Genomic DNA, 16,441 nt, shown 5'->3' with positions numbered 1-16,441 from the left:
ATTCTCCGTTTGACGGTTTTTCAAATCGGACCCCCTTTACCAGAGGGTCAAGGGACCCTCAATGGTGCGTCCAGCCAGAGGGACCTTTTGGGCGGGGAGCATCGAGGTCTTCGTATTCGGCGTCAATCACGCCGGCCTCTTTTGGCGGGCTGGTGCGCGCGCCGTATTCGAAGCTTTGGACGTTGATCCGCGAGCGAACGGCTCGATACACGCCGCCACGGATCCCCGGAACAAGAAGCGCGAAGCCAACCGCATCTGTGAAAAAGCCGGGGGTTAGGAGAAGGGCGCCGGAGAACAGGATCATTGCCCCGTGCGCGAGGGGCTCGGTTGGATCGTTAAGTTCTTCGAAAGATCCGCGAACCTGATTTATGACCGCAAGCCCCTGGCTGCGGACCAGAAATGTGCCCAAAACTGCCGTAATGATCACGATCGCGAGGGTCGGAAATAGTCCGATCAATCCGCCGATCTGGATAAACAGAGCGATTTCAATGAGCGGTACGAGCAAAAATAGCAAAAACAGGCGCATTTGTTTCCCTTCGTCGCAGGGCCGCCGGTAGACGCGGCCCTTCTGTCACCCTACATATGTACTCTGACGCGCCGAAACCCAAGTCCTCGCACTTCGAGAGAAAAAATGAGCTCATCCTTGATCCAACTTCTTGTCCTTGCCGGAATTGCCGTTTTCCTTATTTTGCGGCTTCGCAGCGTGCTTGGCACGCGCGACGGCTTTGAAAAGCCCCCGGTGACCGGGCCAACCCCATCGCGGCGCTCTGGGCGTCCGGAATTTGACGTGATCGAGGGCGGTCCCGACCGTGACATCACCGATCACGTCGAAGACGGTTCGAGCAGCGCAAAAGCGCTGGCCGCCATGAAAATGGCCGAGCCCGGCTTTGGTGTCAGTAGCTTTCTTGAGGGCGCGCGCGGTGCTTACGAGATGATATTGATGGCATTTGAGCGTGGTGATTTGTCCGAAGTGCGCGACTTTCTGGGCGACGAGGTTGCCGAGACGTTTAAAGACGTAATTGATCGCCGCGAGGCCGAGGGCCTGACGATTGATGCAAGCTTCGTGGGTCTTCGTGAAATTGCGCTGAAATCGGCGGAATTTGATCGGGAGACATCCGAGGGTGAGGTGACGATCAAGTTCCTGGCAGAGCTTTCATCGGTTGTAAAAAACCGTGAAGGCGAGATCATCGAGGGCAACCCCAACGAGATCAAACGCCAACGGGATGTCTGGACGTTCTCGCGGAAAATGGGCGCCTCAGATCCCAACTGGCACTTGGTCGCGACCGGCGAGTGATGCGTGGACTTGGTGCAGGGCTTGCGCTCGCATTGATGGTGGGCACTGCTCAAGCCGATACGAAGACATTAAAGTGGTCCGATTTAGACGGCTGGGCGCGCGATGATCTTGTTCTCGCGCGTTCCGTCTTTCTGGAAACCTGCGGTGATCTGGATGCGGACTGGGCGATTGCCTGTAAGGGCGCGGCTGCTACAGGCTCGGCGCGCGCGTTCTTTGAGGCCGCATTTCAGCCGGTTCTGATTGGCGGAAATGAAGACGGGCTTTTTACAGGGTATTATGAGCCTGAGCTGAGGGGATCGCGCAACCAAACCGGCGCGTATCAATATCCCCTGCACCGGATTCCTGACGATATCCCGCGCGGCGCGCCTTGGCTATCACGGCAAGAGATTGAGACCTCGGGTGTTTTGGCCGGGCGTGGTTTGGAAATTGTATGGTTGGCCGATCCGGTTGAGAAATTTTTCCTTCAGGTGCAGGGCTCGGGCCGCATTCGTCTTGAGGACGAAAGCGTGGTTCGCGTTGGCTTTGGTGGCAGGAACGGCCATTCCTACCGGTCTGTCGGACGAGAAATGATTCGTCTTGGCATTTTTGAGGAACATGAGGCGTCAGCGCAGCGGATAAAGAGATGGGTGCGGGCAAATCCCCATAAGGGGCTGAAAATGCTTTGGCACAACCCCTCGTATATTTTCTTTCGCGAGATTGAAGGGCTGCACTATAGCAAAGGCCCGCTTGGGGCGATGAACCGGCCCATTACGGCCGGACGCTCGATTGCGATTGATCCCGATATTGTTCCGCTGGGCGCGCCGGTATGGCTTGAGAAAGACGGCGCAGAGCCTCTTCGCCGACTTATGGTCGCGCAAGATACCGGGTCGGCGATTGCAGGGGCGCAGAGGGCGGATATATTTTATGGGTCGGGGGATGAGGCGGGCGAAATTGCTGGCCGCATTCGGGATTCTGGTCGGATGATTGTTTTGTTGCCGTCTCAGCGTGCTCGCGCATTGGCGAGGAATTGAGCCGTGAAGCGGCGGTCGCCACGGGGACTTAACCCTGAGGAAAAAGACCTTTGGGAGAGGGTTGCGCGGACCGCGCGTCCGCTTGAGGGGCGGGATATGAAGCCTGTTTTGATCGTGCCGAAGGCAAAGAAGAAACCGGCGAGAGCGCCGGAGCGAAAGACGATTTCTCCTTTTGAGCTCGGGTCTGCAGGCACGGCAGTATCCCAAAACCACAGGCTTGCCCCTTCGGTTGGTGCGTCGCTTGATACGGCCCCCTTACGGATGGATCAAAAAACGTTTGGGCGAATGAAGCGCGGAAAGACCAAACCCGAGGCGCGGATCGATTTGCACGGGATGCGGCTTTCTGAGGCGCATGGAGCATTGAACGCATTTATTCACACGTCACATGCACGCGGCCGCCGTTTGGTTTTGGTCATTACCGGCAAAGGGCGCGTCACGAATGATGACGGCCCAATCCCGGTGCGTGCTGGCGTTTTGCGGCATCAGGTGCCGGACTGGCTGTCGCGTCCGCCCTTGGGCGCGTTGGTTTTACAGGTATCAGAAGCGCATCAACGGCATGGCGGTGGTGGCGCCTATTATGTCTATTTACGCCGCACCTAGGGCTTTCGTCGCGCGCTTCAGGGCGATCCACACCAAAATGTTCGCTATGAAGAAATACGCGGCAATCCCGAGCATCTGGTCGGGGAACGAGTAGCCGAAATCAATGAGCATGCCCGTAATGCCGGGGCCGATGGCTGAGCCAAACACCATTATGCTTGTAGAAACGGCCTTGATCGAACCGATGTGTCGGGTCCCAAAGAATTCTGCCCAGAATGTTGTGATTACGGTTGTCTGAACGCCCATCCCAATCCCGAAGAAAACGAATGACACGGAGGCCGCGGGGAGTGTCTTGGCGAAGGCGAGCAGGATGAAGCCGACCATCCACGGGAAAAGATAAACACGCATAATGCGTCCCGAGCCGACCCGGTCAATAAGCTGGCCCGCTGTTAGCGTCACGGTGATCGAGACGATGGTCAAAAGCGGGATCAATGCGAGATAGTCAAGAAGCGGCCAGCCCTTCACGCTTGCGATATGAACTTGCTGGAAAAAGAGGGCCGTACCCCATGACGGGGGGCCGAGAAGCATTGGCAGGATAAGCCAGAAAATGGGGGACTTCAGGACCTCCGGACGGGTCCAGTGCCGGTTATCCATGCCGGTCGTGGTGGCCGCGGCGGCAAGGGACTGGGGGGTGCGCTCAGCGGCCAGAAGACGAAGGATAACGGGGAAGGTTGCAAGCATAGCAATGGCGGCTATGACCCATATCCAGCGCCAGTCCATAAACACAAAGAGGACGGCGATGATCACAGGCAGAACCGCTTGGCCCACGGCAAATCCCATGGCAGAAATTGAGAGTGCTAAGCCGCGACGTCCGGCGAACCAGCGAGCCATCGAGACGGAGGCAAACTGGCTCATCATGCCCTGCCCTAACAAGCGGAGCAGGAAGATGATGACGATCAGCCCAACAAGCGTCGAGTTGGCGGCCATTGCAAGACAGACAAGCGCGAGGCCGGGAATGACGCCCCATGCCAGCGTGCGAACCCTATAGCTATCGGTCAGCGCACCGGCCCAGAACATCACGATGGCCGAAGCTGTGGTCGAGACGGTGTAGATACCGCCCCATTGTCCGTCAGTGAGGTTGTAGGCGGCCATGACCTGAGCTGCGAAGAGAGCGATGAAATAGGTTTGGCCGTAGGAAGACGAGAACGTCAGAAGGACTCCGGCGGACAACGGGCGGCGGTTTTCGCGCAAGAAAGATGCGAGAGACATGCTGGGTGTTTCTGCCTGTTTCTGGAGAATGAAAAGTGTTGAATGTGCAAGGTCTGGTGTGTTGGGCGCGGCCTCCGCAGCGCAATGTGAGGCCTGGCTTTAAGAAAAAAGGATTTTGGACAGGACAGGATGTCGGTGTCGCGTCGGTATTCAGGGGATAGCGGCGCGAGCGGCCGCTCTGTGAAGGGCGGCTTAGCGACCGAAGCGGTGGACCAAGGACGTTGATCGCCAGGCCAGTCACCAAAAGAGCGGCGGCAAGGAATTTCCAGAATCGGAGCGACCCTCAAAGGACGAGGGTGGATAAAAAAGGGCCGACAACGGCGACCAGAAGCGCGAAGGGTATGACTGTTGCGGAGGAGAATTGCGCCAATCGCGAGCTCCCGATGGTGACGCTAAGCCAGGCGCTGACATAGATGATATAGGCAAGGTCTGCGACCCCCAGTGGCTGGATGCTTGAAAAGGACGCAATCATCGGCACCGGTCCTTAGGCGGCAATAGACAGCGCCAAAAGCGGAGGAAGTGTGACGAAACACCCCCAGACCACACCCGTCAGCATATCTTTAGGCCAGCCCTGCCCAGATCAGCTGAAAAACCGACGGCCTTTCCCCAAGAAAGAGAATCGCAAGTGCGATTGTGATGAAGGCGTGGACTGAAAGGATGAGGGACGTGAGGCCTGCGTACACGGTACTGAAGGGGAAACCGAGGTGTCCGATGAACATAAACGGTCCGAAGAGAACCAACCTCCGGAGGGGGGTTTTGGGCGGCTTAATGACGAGCAACGCAGGGAATGCAGCGAAAAAGAAACACAGCGCCGTGGCCAAAAGCGGGCGCAAATCGCGCAAAAGGCCTTCGATTGCGACCTAGGCGGTGGCCCAGATAGCAGCGACAAAGAACACTACGAGGATATGCGGGGGCATTATATCAGGACACAACGCTGCGGTTAGAGGATTGAGAAGGCTATCGGCCGGATTGTCGCATCAGGAAAACCAAAGGCTTTGCGTAGCCGCGTCACGAAATTGGAAGGGGAGACCAGACGTCAAGGATCAGCGCGCAATGGTCGGGGACTTCAGGTGAATAGAACGCTTTAAAACCGCCAATTTTTATCTTCTCGCTCACCAATAGGTAGTCCGCGAAGCGACCGGACTTTTTGTAAACCGCGATGCGTGTGCCGCTGAAGCCGTGCGCGGTGACGAGGTCATACAGGCGAGCCTCGGCGAGAATGTCGAGCGCATTGCTATCTTGTTCGACGTTGAAATCTCCGCAGACGACTAAGGCATCATTTGCCTCGGCGACGCTGGTTGCGAGGCCTATCAGGCGGTTGGCCTGCACCATTCTTTCCGCGGTATCGCTTTTTTGCGGCAAGGTCGCGTAATCCGTGCATGCGGGCGATGGCGACGGACGCGTTGAGCGCAAAGTCGTGGAGGCGGAGGGTGTGTGCGGATCGGACCCGCGGCAGATCACCTTACCCGCCTGATGAGAATGCCTTGAACACGAACGATTGGCGCTGGGCGATTATGCGAAGCGATATATGGATGAAGGTTGCGAGGCCCCCTTGGGAGGGGCTCTGACGTTTTCGTCCCAAAGGACGCCCTGGGCGGCCGGGCAGAAAATGACAACGTGATTGGGCAGCGCTGCGGCGAAACCGGGGAAGAGGGTGGCGCGCTGCGCTAAGGCGTGGGTGCCATCGCGGTAGGTCAGCCAGTTTTGCCAGTTTCCGGGGAGCGCACGACGTCTTGCGGGCAGAGGATGAGCCGGTCTTGAAGGTTGCCGCCCCATCCGTCGAAACACATGATTGGCATTTAGAGAACGTAGCGGCTTATATCCGCGTTAGCGGTGAGTTCGCCGAGGTTCTTGTCTACGAAGGACGCATCGACGGTGACGCTTTCACCACCGCGATCAGGGGCGTTGAAGCTAAGCTCTTCAAAGACGCGCTCGAGGACGGTGTAGAGGCGGCGTGCGCCGATGTTTTCGATCGACTGGTTTACGTCGGCTGCGATTTTTGCAAGCGCGGCAATGCCATCGTCGGTGAACGTGACGGTGACGCCCTCGGTGCCCATGAGGGCGGTGTATTGCAGGGTCAGCGCGTTGTCGGTTTCAGTGAGGATGCGGACGAAATCTTCTTCGGTGAGCGCGCGCAGGGTGACACGGATTGGCAGCCGGCCCTGAAGTTCAGGGAGAAGGTCGGATGGCTTGGCGATATGGAAGGCGCCGGATGCGATGAAGAGGATGTGGTCGGTTTTGACAGGTCCGTATTTCGTGCTGACGGTTGTGCCTTCTATCAGGGGCAAGAGGTCGCGCTGGACGCCTTCTCGGGAAACATCGGCACCGCGCGCATCAGCGCGCGCGGTCACTTTGTCGATCTCATCAAGGAAGACAATCCCGTTTTGCTGAACCGCTTCAAGCGCTTGCTTCGTGACAGTTTCGTCGTCGAGAAGCTTATCAGCCTCCTCGCCGACAAGGATCTCGTAGCTTTGCGATACAGTCATTCGCTTCTTCACGGTCCGGCCGCCGAGGCCTTTGCCGAAAAGGGCGCCGAGATCCATACCTCCGCCCTGCCCTTGCGGCATGCCGGGGATTTCCATGCCCTGAAATGGATTGGATTGGTCGCGGAGCTGAAGCTCGATTATGGTGTCGTCCAGCTCACCGCGTTTGAGTTTATCGCGAAACATCTGGAGCGTTTGCTCGCGGGCGTTTTCGCCTGCAATGGCGGCGATGACGCGGGCTTCCGCAGCCTCGTGGGCGTTTGCCTTAACTTCATCCCGCATCAGGTCACGGGTCATGGTGATGGCGGCCTCGACAAGGTCTCGGATAATCTGCTCGACATCACGGCCGACGTAACCAACTTCGGTGAACTTAGTGGCCTCGACTTTAAGGAACGGCGCCTTCGTGAGCTTGGCAAGGCGGCGGGAGATCTCGGTTTTGCCGACGCCCGTGGGGCCGATCATCAGGATATTCTTCGGATAAACTTCGTCGCGAAGATCATCGCCAAGCTGCTTGCGGCGCCAGCGATTGCGCAGGGCGACGGCGACAGCGCGTTTCGCGTCACTTTGGCCGATGATGTAGCGGTCGAGCTCGGAGACGATCTCGCGGGGGGTCAGGTCGGTCATTTGGGCAGGCTTTCCACGGTCAGGTTGCCGTTGGTGTAAACGCAGATGTCAGAGGCGATCGCCATGGCTTTGCGGGCGATGGTTTCGGCGTTCATGTCGCTATCCATGAGGGCGCGGCCGGCGGCCAGCGCATAGTTCCCGCCGGAACCGATGGCGGTGACGTCGTGTTCGGGTTCAAGCACGTCCCCTGCCCCGGTCACGACGTAAAGCTCAGTTCCGTCGGTGACGATGAGCATCGCCTCGAGTTTCTGGAGGTATTTGTCTGTACGCCAGTCTTTAGCAAGCTCGACCGCGGCACGCTGAAGCTGGCCGGGTGTTGCTTCAAGCTTGACTTCGAGGCGCTCTAGAAGCGTGAAGGCGTCGGCAGTGGATCCGGCGAATCCGGCGATGATGTCGTAGCCGCCAGGGCTGAGTTTGCGGACCTTCTTGGCGGTTCCCTTGATGACGGTCTGGCCAAGGCTGACCTGGCCGTCACCCGCGATGACGACTTCGCCGCCCTTACGGACGCCGATTATCGTGGTGCCATGCCAGCCGGGGAATTGGTCGTCGGCCATGGGTGCCTCCTGCCTGTCGAGTTCGAATGTATATGATTGCCTGGTGCGGGGACTGCAAGGTTTTGGGGCCTTGCTGGAGTATTTGGATGGGTAAGCCATGAAAAAGGCCGCCTGACTGGGCGGCCTGGTTCGATGGCTTTGTCGTAGGCTCAGACTGACTCGTCGATCCAGCTCTTTAAGGCTGCCTTAGGGGCTGCGCCGGTTTTGTTCGAGACGACTTCGCCGTTTTTGAACAGAAAAAGCGCTGGAATGCCGCGAACGCCAAGCTGTGCGGGCGAGTTCGGGTTTTCATCGACGTTCACCTTGGCGATTTTGATGTTACCGCCATATTCCTCGGATAGCTCTTCCAGAGCCGGGCCGATCATCTTGCAAGGACCGCACCATTCGGCCCAAAAGTCTACAACAACCGGGACGTCCGACTGGCGGACCTCGGCGTCGAATGTATCGTCTGTGACGGCGATGGTAGCCATGTCTGTCTCCTTGGCAGCAGGTAAGGGTGCGAACCTAAGAAGCCTTGTGGCCGAGGTCAAGATGTAGTGGCGCGTGCAAGGGATTGCCTCACGATGCCGTGTGGGAGGTCCATAAGTAACGGGGCCGCTGTCCAGAGGATCGCAAGGTCGATCTGGCGATCTGGATAGATCTGCTCAAGGGCCTCAAGGTAGGCGGCCATCTGCCGAAGCAGACCTTCGGGCGTGTCTTCTGGCGTATTTGGGATGCCTCGATTGGTTTTGAAGTCGACAGCGAGAACGCGATCCGGAGTGATGACGAGACGATCAATGGTGCCGCCGAGGGCGCGATCCAAAGTTGGGAGCTGGGCGGTCACGTCGACCTCGGGCAGTGTCGTGTCGGCGAAGATTTCGGGGAAAGCCCGCATGGCTTGGCGGGCTTCGTCGAGGAGGCCGGTAGGATCGGCGACGTCTGGCAGAAGTTGGCGGGTGGCGGCATTCCAGCTATCTTCCGGAATCTGCGGCAATGTTTCGAGCAGGAGGTGGATGTGCGTCCCTCGCTGCATCGCGGCTTCTGTATCCGCTTCGTCGCTGTCACCGGCAATGACTTTGGCGCCACCGAGATCGCTTGGAGTAATGGGATTTGCGTGTGCGGCCGGCGTATTCACGGGGGTATGATAAACCGGTGACACCAAGGTGTCGTTGGTCTCTATATAGGGACTTTTAGCCATTTTATGTAAGGGCCACACCCCATGTTCGAGGCGAAGTATCTCTGAGCCATCGCTGTCTTTTGTGCGGCTTGCGCCCGCCGCAATGAGACCGTCCTTGACTGTTTGGTGCCAGCGGTTGTCGCCTTCGCCATGGCTTTTTTCGACGCCGCCGACAATGAGCCAGCTTTTGGCGCGGGTCATTGCAACGTAGAGGAGACGCTGCCTCTCTTCGGCGTCGGCTGCCTTTTGGATGTCCTTCGCGACCCTAACTGAATCGGGCGCAAGGTCTTGTGAAACGTTCCAGATTGGCATGTCAGAAGAGTCGGTAAGGAATGTGCCCCTGGAAATGCGGTCGTCCCGCATGGTGTCCGGCAAGATCACAATTGGCGCTTCGAGGCCTTTCGCGCCATGGACAGTCATTACCCGAATGAGGCCTCCGGAGGTGTCAGATTGACGCTTTATCTCAACATCATTTGCGCTGGCGCAGACGAGAAAGCCAGTAAGGCTTGGCACGCCCTTTTGTTCGTAGGCAAGCGCCTGATTGAGCAACTCGTTGATGCCGTCTTCCGCTTCGGGGCCGAGGCGGGCCATCAGAGCCTTTCGGCCGCCGTGCCGGGTCAGGATAAGTTCGAGAAGTTCGAATGGGCGTTGAAAGTCCGCGTCCTTGCGTAGCTGATCCAGCCGGGAGTGGGTGTTTGGGTGGTCTTCTTTGCGTTCACGCAAGGCTTGCCAAAGGTAGCCTTTACGCGGGTGGGCGAGGGTGTAGAGGTCTTGCTCGCTCCAGCTGAAAAGGGGCGAACGCAGTGCAGTCGCAAGAGCGAGGTCGTCCTCTGGGAGGGCAAGGAACGACAAGAGGGACAACAAATCGCGCACCGCAAGCTCTGCGCTGACCTTAAGGCGATCAGCTCCGGCGATTGGGAGGTTGGCGAGCTTGCAAGCGGAAATTATGTTGTCAAAAAGTGCGCCGCGGCCCTGGACGAGGATTAGGACGTCACCCGCTGTGGCCGGGCGAATATTGCCACTTTCATCTTGTATAGAGACTGTTTCTGTAAGATCCTTGATCTTGATCGCGATACGCTCCGCAAGCTTAACGGTCGGTGAGTCAGACGAGAGACGGTCGACTGGATCATGCCATGAAAGGTCTTCGGGCTTGTCTGGAAGGGGCTGGAGATCCCAAAGATCGACGCGGCCAGGGAAGTCTGCATTAAACGCTTTGTGTTCAACTTTGCTGCCAAGCCCGTCGGAGGCTGTTTGAAATGTCGCATCGACAGCGCGAAGGATCGCGGGGGAAGAGCGGAAGGAATAGACGAGATCTTCGCGGGCAAGCTGACCAGCGTTCTTAAGCTTCTCGGCGAACTCTTCGGCAGTTGTGTCGAAGCGCTGAGCGTCAGCGCCCTGGAAGCTATAAATTGACTGCTTTTTATCGCCGACGACGAAGATTGTCCTGGGCCGGTCGGCGTGCGCGCCCTCGCCAGCAGTGATTTCTGCGGAAAGCGCTTTGATGACCTGCCATTGAGCGGGGCTCGTGTCTTGCGCCTCGTCGACGAGAATGTGGTCGATGCCGCCGTCCAGGCGGTAAAGGACCCATGCGAGACCTTCGTCGGCGAGAAGATCACGGGCCTTGGTGATGAGGTCGTCAAAATCGAGGACTCCGCGCGCGTTTTTCTCGGCGGTGTAAGCCGGAATGAGGTCGGCCGCGAAGGCGTGGAGAGCGTGGGTTTTTCCAGCGGCCTCGAAGGCGACCCGCGCGGGTCGCCTGACTTCCAGCGCTTCCATGATGGATTGGAATCGCGCGCCATGTGGGGCGAAGGGACCGTTTCGAAAGTCCTTGGTTGGGAGGCTGGTTGTTTTGGCTGTGAAGGGCGCCTTGGTTTTCGCGCCGGATAGCAGCTTGTCTTCGAGGACAGCAATCGATTCATAACACGGTTTCTCGGCTAGCCCTGCAAGCCAGAGACCTAGGGTCGTGTCGGTTGGCTTTTCGGCTTGGGCGAGGAGCGGCGCGAGGGACTTCAGGAAGTCCCAATCGCCAGGCGAAATTGTTGCGTCGAGAATGCCTTGTGGTGTGGCTGTCGGGTCCGCGCCCAGATGCGCAAAGATATCGGATCGCGTTGGTGCGGGCGCGTTGGCAGGCAGGAAGTTCTCGCTTGCTCCAGCAATGGAGACAGCGAGATCAACGAGAGATTCGCCTGCAAAGTGCCGTGTTAGAGCCGGTATTGATGGGAGTTTGTTTTCAGCAAGCGCGTCAAGGACGTCTAAAAAGATTTCGTTGCGGCCAATGTCGTCAAGTTCGCGGAACTGCGGCGAGACACCGGCTTCGACTGGAAATTGCCGCAAAAGTGCTGCACAAAACGAGTGGATTGTTTGGATCTTGAGGCCGCCGGGAGTTTCGATTGCGCGGGCGAAAAGAGTGCGGGCACGGTCGAGGCTTGGGGGCGCGTCTTCTCCCAGCTCGGCAAGGCCAGCGCGCAATGCGTCGTCGTCCAGCATCGACCATTCGCCGAGACGCTTGAACAGACGGTTCTGCATCTCCGTGGCGGCGGCTTTGGTGTAGGTCAGGCAAAGAATGCTTTGCGGGTTGGTGCCGTGCAACAGCAGGCGCGCAACACGATCGGTCAGAACGCGGGTTTTGCCGGAACCTGCGTTGGCGGAGAGCCATGTCGAGGCGTTTGGGTCGGCTGCGGTGTTCTGGGCAATTGAGGCTGGGGTCAACGGTTTCATTTTAGGATCACCTTTTTGGGATCCTGCGTTTCGTCCCATTCACCAAAACGTGCGAGATGGTCGAAATCGCCACTAAAGCGGACGCGCTCCATCGCGCGGCGGGACATGTAGCCTTGGGCTTCCTGATGGAAGTGGTTGAGAAGTTGGCGAAGCTCGGCCTCGATTGTGACGGTGCGATAGTCGATCTCTTCGGACCGCGCGGCTTTGTAGTAATCCAGCGGCACGCCTGTTTGCTTCAATGCGCGATTTAGTCCGATGTGATCAACGCGGGCCACAGCTGTGGCGGGGATGTCTCCAAATGCGCCATGTTCAGCCATCACAGCTTCGACGAGAAGTTGACGTTTATAGTAGCGCATTTCCTTCTCGCTTGGGGGAGAGCCAGTCTTGTAGTCGTAAATCACAAGCCGGCCGTCGGAGCGTCGATCAATGCGATCCGCCTTGCCGCGCAGTCGAAAGGGCGAGCCAGGGAGGGCGACGGTCCCTTCAATTTCCTGGCCCAAAGGCGTGGCGTCCTGTTGGCGGCGCGCTTCGTCGGCGATGAACTGATCCGCAATGGCCGAAAGATGTCCCAGCCATTGCGCGCGGACCGAGGGCCAGGGAACGCTGGCTGCCAGTTCAGCTTGCGCGATTTCAAGGAAACGCTGGGCGTCGGTTTCTGGGCCTGAGAGGGGGGCGGAGGTGAGAAAGGTTTCGGCAATACTGTGAAAGACTGTGCCGCGCATTGCCGCGTTCGGTTCGGGGCGAAGCGGCTGTAGAGCCTTAAGTTGAAGGGTATAGCGCGCGTAGATGGCGTAAGGATCGCGGATCAGCTTTTCGATGTCGGTGACTGTATAGGACAGTGTTCTTGCGCTGAGGGGCGGCGCAGGGGCTGGGCGGATTGCGGGCGCGGGGGCGGCTTCAGGTGTGTCAAGTTGGGTGGCGATCTGAAGGTAGCGCGCGCCGCGAGCGCGCATTTCGGCGATAGGTGTACCGGGCGCTTCGCCGGACAGCCCGCTTAACAGGTTCGTCAGGCGATTGAGCCATCGCGCGGGAACAGTTTCAGCGTCCTCATCGCGCCGCGCGCGCGAAATGATCACCCGGGGGGCGGCGATGGCCTGTTGGTAGTCATGGGCCGAGAGGCCAATCTCACGCTCTGGTGACAATAGACCTGCTTGCCTGCGCATTTTGCGCGACAGCCACGGGTCGGGATCGGGGCGTGCGGGCCAGACGCCTTCGTTGAGGCCGCCAAGAATGGCAAGATCAACACCCATGACACGCGCCTCAAGAGTGCCCCAAACGACAACGTTTGGATGCGAAGCGTCCGTGGCGCGTGTGTTTCCGCTGGCGAGAGTTTTCTCGAAAAGGGCGCGGTAGTCAGGAAGGCTTAAGGGCGTTTCCGCGATCTTAGGGTCCTGGAGCGAAACGAGTGCCTGACGCGTGTCGCGGCCGGCCTCTTTTTCCCAAAGCTCGCCCGTCCCGGTTCCGTCCGGGCCTTGCGCAATGCGTTCTGCAAGCATGATATGCGTCGTGATGGCGGCACCCAAAGTCTCATCGGGGGGTTTGGCCAGATCGCGGAGAATGGTCTTGAGCCATGCCGCCCAGTTTGTGAACTCTGGCTTCTTTTCCGGGAGAGTAAAGGCATCGAGCGTTTCGGCTGTAATAGCCACCTCCCCCTCGCGCCTCAGGAACAGCTCAAACTCACGCGTGGCGCGCAGGTGCTCGCCACGATCAGTTCCGTCGGTTCGCGTAATCGGATGCTTCAGCAGTGCGATGATGTCTTCAGCGCCAGGGCTTTCCTTTAAAAGGATCGCGACGTGCCGTAGGAATCGACCTGGTGGCGTGAGCGATAATGGGCGCCCGGCGCTGTCATCGGGAATGATGTTCCAGCGGGTGAGTGCTGCTGCGACACGACGCCCAAGGGTCCGGTCGGGTGTGATCAGAGCCGCCGTCTCGCCGTTCTCGACGGCTTCGCGCAACGCAACGGCAATCGCGAGCGCTTCGTCGCGGGGCTGGGGCGCTTCGATCAACGACAGACCTCTTGTCGCGGAGCCTAGATCGCCAAGCTTTGGACCTTCGGCGCGCCATTGGCTTGTCACGGGGGCAGGGCGCAAGGACAGAGAAATGAGCTTGTTTCGGAGGGGGTCGGGAGAGCGACTGGTCCAGATTGGGATCTCGGTTTTTGGATTGAGATCAAGCGCTTTGGCGAGCGTTGCGAACCGGTACTGGGGGTGATCCTCAAGACTGAAGTCTTCGGTGTCTGTCAACGTTGTCCACACGTCCTCTGGAAGATCAGGGTCATAGCCGGGCAGGACGACCGCGCCCTGAGGGAGCCGGGCGACGGCGGTCATGAGGTCGAATGTGGTGCCGCGCGAGCCGGTGGAGCCGACGAGTAGCACAGGCGTTTCCAGCGGCCGCGCGGCCCAGCGATCAATGAGGACTTCGGTGGCCGCACGAAGTCGGGCGTCGGGGTCAGCTTGCGTCGTGCCGCTTAGGTTGATGTAGCGCTGTACAATGCTGAGAAAGTCGAGACTGCGGCGCCAATGGTGGGACTCGTCCCGAACTTCGAGTGAGAGGAGCGTTTCTGGATCGACGGCTTCTCCGTGGAGCTCGTCGAGAAGAGCGGCGAGACTGTCGGCAAGGTCGAACAGCGCGCTTTTGGGCGCGGGCGGGTCGGGCGCATCCAGGAGCGGCTTAATCAAGCGGGCGAGCTCCAGGGTGCGGTGCAGTTTGGAGGTTGCGGTGGGAAGCGGTGCGCCGGGAACAAGGCGGTCAATTGCGGTGAGAGGGGTAATGCGGGGCAGCAAGCGCGCCGTACCGTCCGAAAAGAGGTCAATCAGACGGCGGCGCATCCGTTCGGTGTTAACGATGATGTGAAGGCGGGCGAGGGCGTCGGGCGGCTGATCGCGATATGCCTTAAGGCAGCGATCGACGATATCGGCGGGGAAATCCACGCCGAGCGGTACACCGAAGAGGCGGGGCTTCTGGGCTGACTCAAACACCAGAAGCCTCGTTTGCCCTTGATAGAGCCGCTTTTGTACCGATGTCAGTCCAGCGACCGGGGTAGATCGTGGCGTGGAGATCGCCTGTTTCGGCAAGATGATCCCAGTAGGCGTTAAGCGAGAAGACACGATCAGGGATCGCGGTGAGGCGTTCGGTCCGGATGAGTTGCGCACCGGTGTAGACCATATCGCCACTGCGAGTGAGACGCGTCCCGCACAGACTGAAATCACCCTCTGCCGTCCGATTGATGGCGCGCTCAGGGGGAACGACCAGGAGCAACGCTTGCATGTCAGCCTGCCAGCTTTCTATGAGATGGATCAGCGGGTTGGGGCCGGACCAGTCACAGTCTGGATTAATCGTCAGGGTTGGCGAGCCAATATGACCGAGTGCGGCCTTGAGGCCTCCGCCGGTATCGAGGATGTCGGGGGCTTCATGCAGAACCGTGACGCCTCTGCTTTCCAGATGTGGGGCAATGGCCTCGTGCCGATAGTGTGTGTTTGCATAAATCGTCTCTATTCCTGCAATTTTTGCCAAATCTAGGGTGTGGTCAATCATTGGCTTGCCGCGCAGAGGGAGCATCGGCTTGGGCGTGTCGTGTGTCAGGTCTCCCATCCGCGTGCCGAAGCCAGCCGCGAAGATCATAAGCGTGATGTCAGTGGGCATCATAGGGCCAGGCTTTCGATCATCCGGGCGTCGGGCGCTGGCAGCGCGGCGGTGAGATCCCCTGCGAAAGGGGCGAGAGACGGGTGGGAGCAGCACTCACTGAGATACCCGTAGACACGGGGTAGAGCCTTGAGGTGCTGGGTTTTCCCGTCGCGTCGCGCGGCACGGGCGAAAATGCCGAGAATGCGAAGATTGCGCTGGGCGCCAAAAGCCGAGAACGCCTCGGTGAGGGCCTCGACGCTGTCGCCTGTGCGGTAGGCGTAGACTGCAATCATCTCGCGACGCAAGCTCGGAGCAACATCGGTGCGGGCGTCTGTCAGAAGGGACATTAAGTCATAGGCGGGATGCGTGAGGAAAGCGTCCTGATAATCAAGAAGTCCGGGCTTGCGAGCGTTCGTTCTCTCGGGGAGCCAGATTATGTTGTCGGCATGGAAATCGCGCAGGCTAACGGTGGCCGGCGCGCGCAGCACTTTCTCCAAAACAGTCTCTAAACCGGCACGAAATGCGTCTAGGCCGGATGTATTTGCTGCCGGATACCAAATGTCGACCAGCTTGGTAGCTTCGCAAAACACACGGGCGGAGGGTGTTGCAAGGCTTGGCGGCGGCGCGTTTCTGATGGTGATCAGCGTATCGAGGAGTGTGTCGTATCGGGGCATTTGGCAGGTCGGATCTTGTGCAATCAGCGTTGTGAGCTGGGCATTTCCGAAGTCTTCCAGAAGGATGAGGCCAGCGGCGGTGTCGGCTGCAAATATCTCGGGCGCGGACAGGCCCTGAGCGCGGAGCCATTCGGTCATCTTGAGGAAGTCGGACAGCGACGTGTCGATAGCAGGGCCGCACTCCATCAGAATTGAGGAGGCACTGCCTTTCGAGAGCCGCGTATACTGGCGGATCGAAAGGTCTCCTGCGACGGGGGAGTGCGCGGCGTCAGCCCAGCCTGCGCTGGCAAGGAATGAGTCGCGCTTGTTAGGCATTCTCTGCACCGAGAATGGACAGACGCGGGTCGTCCCACGACGCAGTAAGGGTGCGGCCATCTCCGTCCATAGCCAGTGTTATCCGCAGGGCGTCTTTTGGCGCGAGACTTCCGAGGCGATCGGGCCATTCGATTAGAGTGATTGCCGTTTCGCGCGCGTCGTCTAGCCCAAGCTCGATGATTT

At 59.0% G+C, this 16,441-nt stretch carries 13 protein-coding genes and 1 pseudogene; 3 read left to right on the top strand and 11 right to left on the bottom strand.

The window, feature by feature from the left end:
• Positions 1-58 precede the first annotated feature (58 nt).
• Complete coding sequence (locus AC221Y_RS02360) at positions 59-526, bottom strand: FxsA family protein (RefSeq protein ID WP_299749699.1); 468 nt, start codon at positions 524-526, stop codon at positions 59-61.
• A gap of 105 nt (positions 527-631) precedes the next feature.
• Here AC221Y_RS02360 and AC221Y_RS02355 point away from each other — a divergent pair, with 105 nt between their 5' ends.
• Genes AC221Y_RS02355 through AC221Y_RS02345 form a run of 3 tightly spaced genes read left to right on the top strand, consistent with a single transcriptional unit; the run spans position 632 to position 2,904 of the window.
• A complete protein-coding gene (locus tag AC221Y_RS02355) occupies positions 632-1,294 on the top strand; it encodes a Tim44/TimA family putative adaptor protein (protein WP_299749702.1) in 663 nt (220 codons plus the stop codon).
• A complete protein-coding gene (gene mltA / locus AC221Y_RS02350) occupies positions 1,294-2,304 on the top strand; it encodes a murein transglycosylase A (RefSeq protein WP_299749704.1) in 1,011 nt (336 codons plus the stop codon). Before AC221Y_RS02355 ends, mltA begins: the two co-directional genes overlap by 1 nt.
• Before the next feature lie 3 nt (positions 2,305-2,307).
• Positions 2,308-2,904, top strand: coding sequence for a Smr/MutS family protein (locus tag AC221Y_RS02345; protein ID WP_299749707.1), 597 nt, complete (start codon positions 2,308-2,310; stop codon positions 2,902-2,904).
• On the opposite strand, the gene AC221Y_RS02340 is transcribed toward AC221Y_RS02345, so the two are convergent.
• From AC221Y_RS02340 to AC221Y_RS02295, 10 genes and pseudogenes are all read right to left on the bottom strand, one after another.
• The gene (locus tag AC221Y_RS02340) at positions 2,890-4,110 is read right to left on the bottom strand and encodes an MFS transporter (RefSeq protein WP_299749710.1); all 1,221 of its coding nucleotides are present in this window, start codon (positions 4,108-4,110) and stop codon (positions 2,890-2,892) included. The two genes, AC221Y_RS02345 and AC221Y_RS02340, sit on opposite strands and share 15 nt — an antisense overlap.
• 1,008 nt (positions 4,111-5,118) lie before the next feature.
• Positions 5,119-5,472 carry an endonuclease/exonuclease/phosphatase family protein gene (locus AC221Y_RS02335; RefSeq protein ID WP_299749713.1) on the bottom strand — a complete coding sequence of 118 codons (354 nt, stop codon included), beginning with the start codon at positions 5,470-5,472 and terminating at the stop codon, positions 5,119-5,121.
• 437 nt (positions 5,473-5,909) lie between these two features.
• Complete coding sequence (gene hslU, locus AC221Y_RS02330) at positions 5,910-7,217, bottom strand: ATP-dependent protease ATPase subunit HslU (RefSeq protein WP_486706722.1); 1,308 nt, start codon at positions 7,215-7,217, stop codon at positions 5,910-5,912.
• Positions 7,214-7,771, bottom strand: coding sequence for an ATP-dependent protease subunit HslV (gene hslV, locus AC221Y_RS02325; protein WP_299749719.1), 558 nt, complete (start codon positions 7,769-7,771; stop codon positions 7,214-7,216). Before hslV ends, hslU begins: the two co-directional genes overlap by 4 nt.
• 149 nt (positions 7,772-7,920) lie before the next feature.
• On the bottom strand, positions 7,921-8,241 hold the full coding sequence (trxA, locus tag AC221Y_RS02320) for a thioredoxin (RefSeq protein ID WP_299749722.1): 321 nt from the start codon (positions 8,239-8,241) through the stop codon (positions 7,921-7,923).
• A 56-nt stretch (positions 8,242-8,297) separates the two neighbouring features.
• Positions 8,298-11,645, bottom strand: coding sequence for a double-strand break repair helicase AddA (gene addA / locus AC221Y_RS02315; RefSeq protein WP_486706721.1), 3,348 nt, complete (start codon positions 11,643-11,645; stop codon positions 8,298-8,300).
• Positions 11,642-14,623, bottom strand: coding sequence for a double-strand break repair protein AddB (addB, locus tag AC221Y_RS02310; protein WP_299753807.1), 2,982 nt, complete (start codon positions 14,621-14,623; stop codon positions 11,642-11,644). Before addB ends, addA begins: the two co-directional genes overlap by 4 nt.
• Positions 14,616-15,290: a nucleotidyltransferase family protein gene (locus AC221Y_RS02305; RefSeq protein ID WP_486706720.1), complete on the bottom strand. Its 675-nt coding sequence runs from the start codon at positions 15,288-15,290 to the stop codon at positions 14,616-14,618. Before AC221Y_RS02305 ends, addB begins: the two co-directional genes overlap by 8 nt.
• The gene (locus AC221Y_RS02300; protein WP_299753805.1) at positions 15,287-16,258 is read right to left on the bottom strand and encodes an aminoglycoside phosphotransferase family protein; all 972 of its coding nucleotides are present in this window, start codon (positions 16,256-16,258) and stop codon (positions 15,287-15,289) included. Before AC221Y_RS02300 ends, AC221Y_RS02305 begins: the two co-directional genes overlap by 4 nt.
• Positions 16,251-16,441 (bottom strand): annotated as a pseudogene (locus tag AC221Y_RS02295) (tRNA (adenosine(37)-N6)-threonylcarbamoyltransferase complex ATPase subunit type 1 TsaE); the annotation flags it as partial. The gene AC221Y_RS02300 and the pseudogene AC221Y_RS02295, both read right to left, overlap by 8 nt.

This window comes from Boseongicola sp. (assembly GCF_057460485.1).
This window is presented reverse-complemented; position numbering and strand designations above follow the sequence as displayed.

Coding starts and splice junctions, on each gene's coding strand:
- trxA (WP_299749722.1), bottom strand. CDS start 8,241: ATGGCTACCATCGCCGTCACAGACGATACATTCGACGCCGAGGTCCGC.
- hslU (WP_486706722.1), bottom strand. CDS start 7,217: ATGACCGACCTGACCCCCCGCGAGATCGTCTCCGAGCTCGACCGCTAC.
- AC221Y_RS02355 (WP_299749702.1), top strand. CDS start 632: ATGAGCTCATCCTTGATCCAACTTCTTGTCCTTGCCGGAATTGCCGTT.
- mltA (WP_299749704.1), top strand. CDS start 1,294: ATGCGTGGACTTGGTGCAGGGCTTGCGCTCGCATTGATGGTGGGCACT.
- AC221Y_RS02360 (WP_299749699.1), bottom strand. CDS start 526: ATGCGCCTGTTTTTGCTATTTTTGCTCGTACCGCTCATTGAAATCGCT.
- AC221Y_RS02300 (WP_299753805.1), bottom strand. CDS start 16,258: ATGCCTAACAAGCGCGACTCATTCCTTGCCAGCGCAGGCTGGGCTGAC.
- hslV (WP_299749719.1), bottom strand. CDS start 7,771: ATGGCCGACGACCAATTCCCCGGCTGGCATGGCACCACGATAATCGGC.
- addA (WP_486706721.1), bottom strand. CDS start 11,645: ATGAAACCGTTGACCCCAGCCTCAATTGCCCAGAACACCGCAGCCGAC.
- AC221Y_RS02340 (WP_299749710.1), bottom strand. CDS start 4,110: ATGTCTCTCGCATCTTTCTTGCGCGAAAACCGCCGCCCGTTGTCCGCC.
- AC221Y_RS02305 (WP_486706720.1), bottom strand. CDS start 15,290: ATGATGCCCACTGACATCACGCTTATGATCTTCGCGGCTGGCTTCGGC.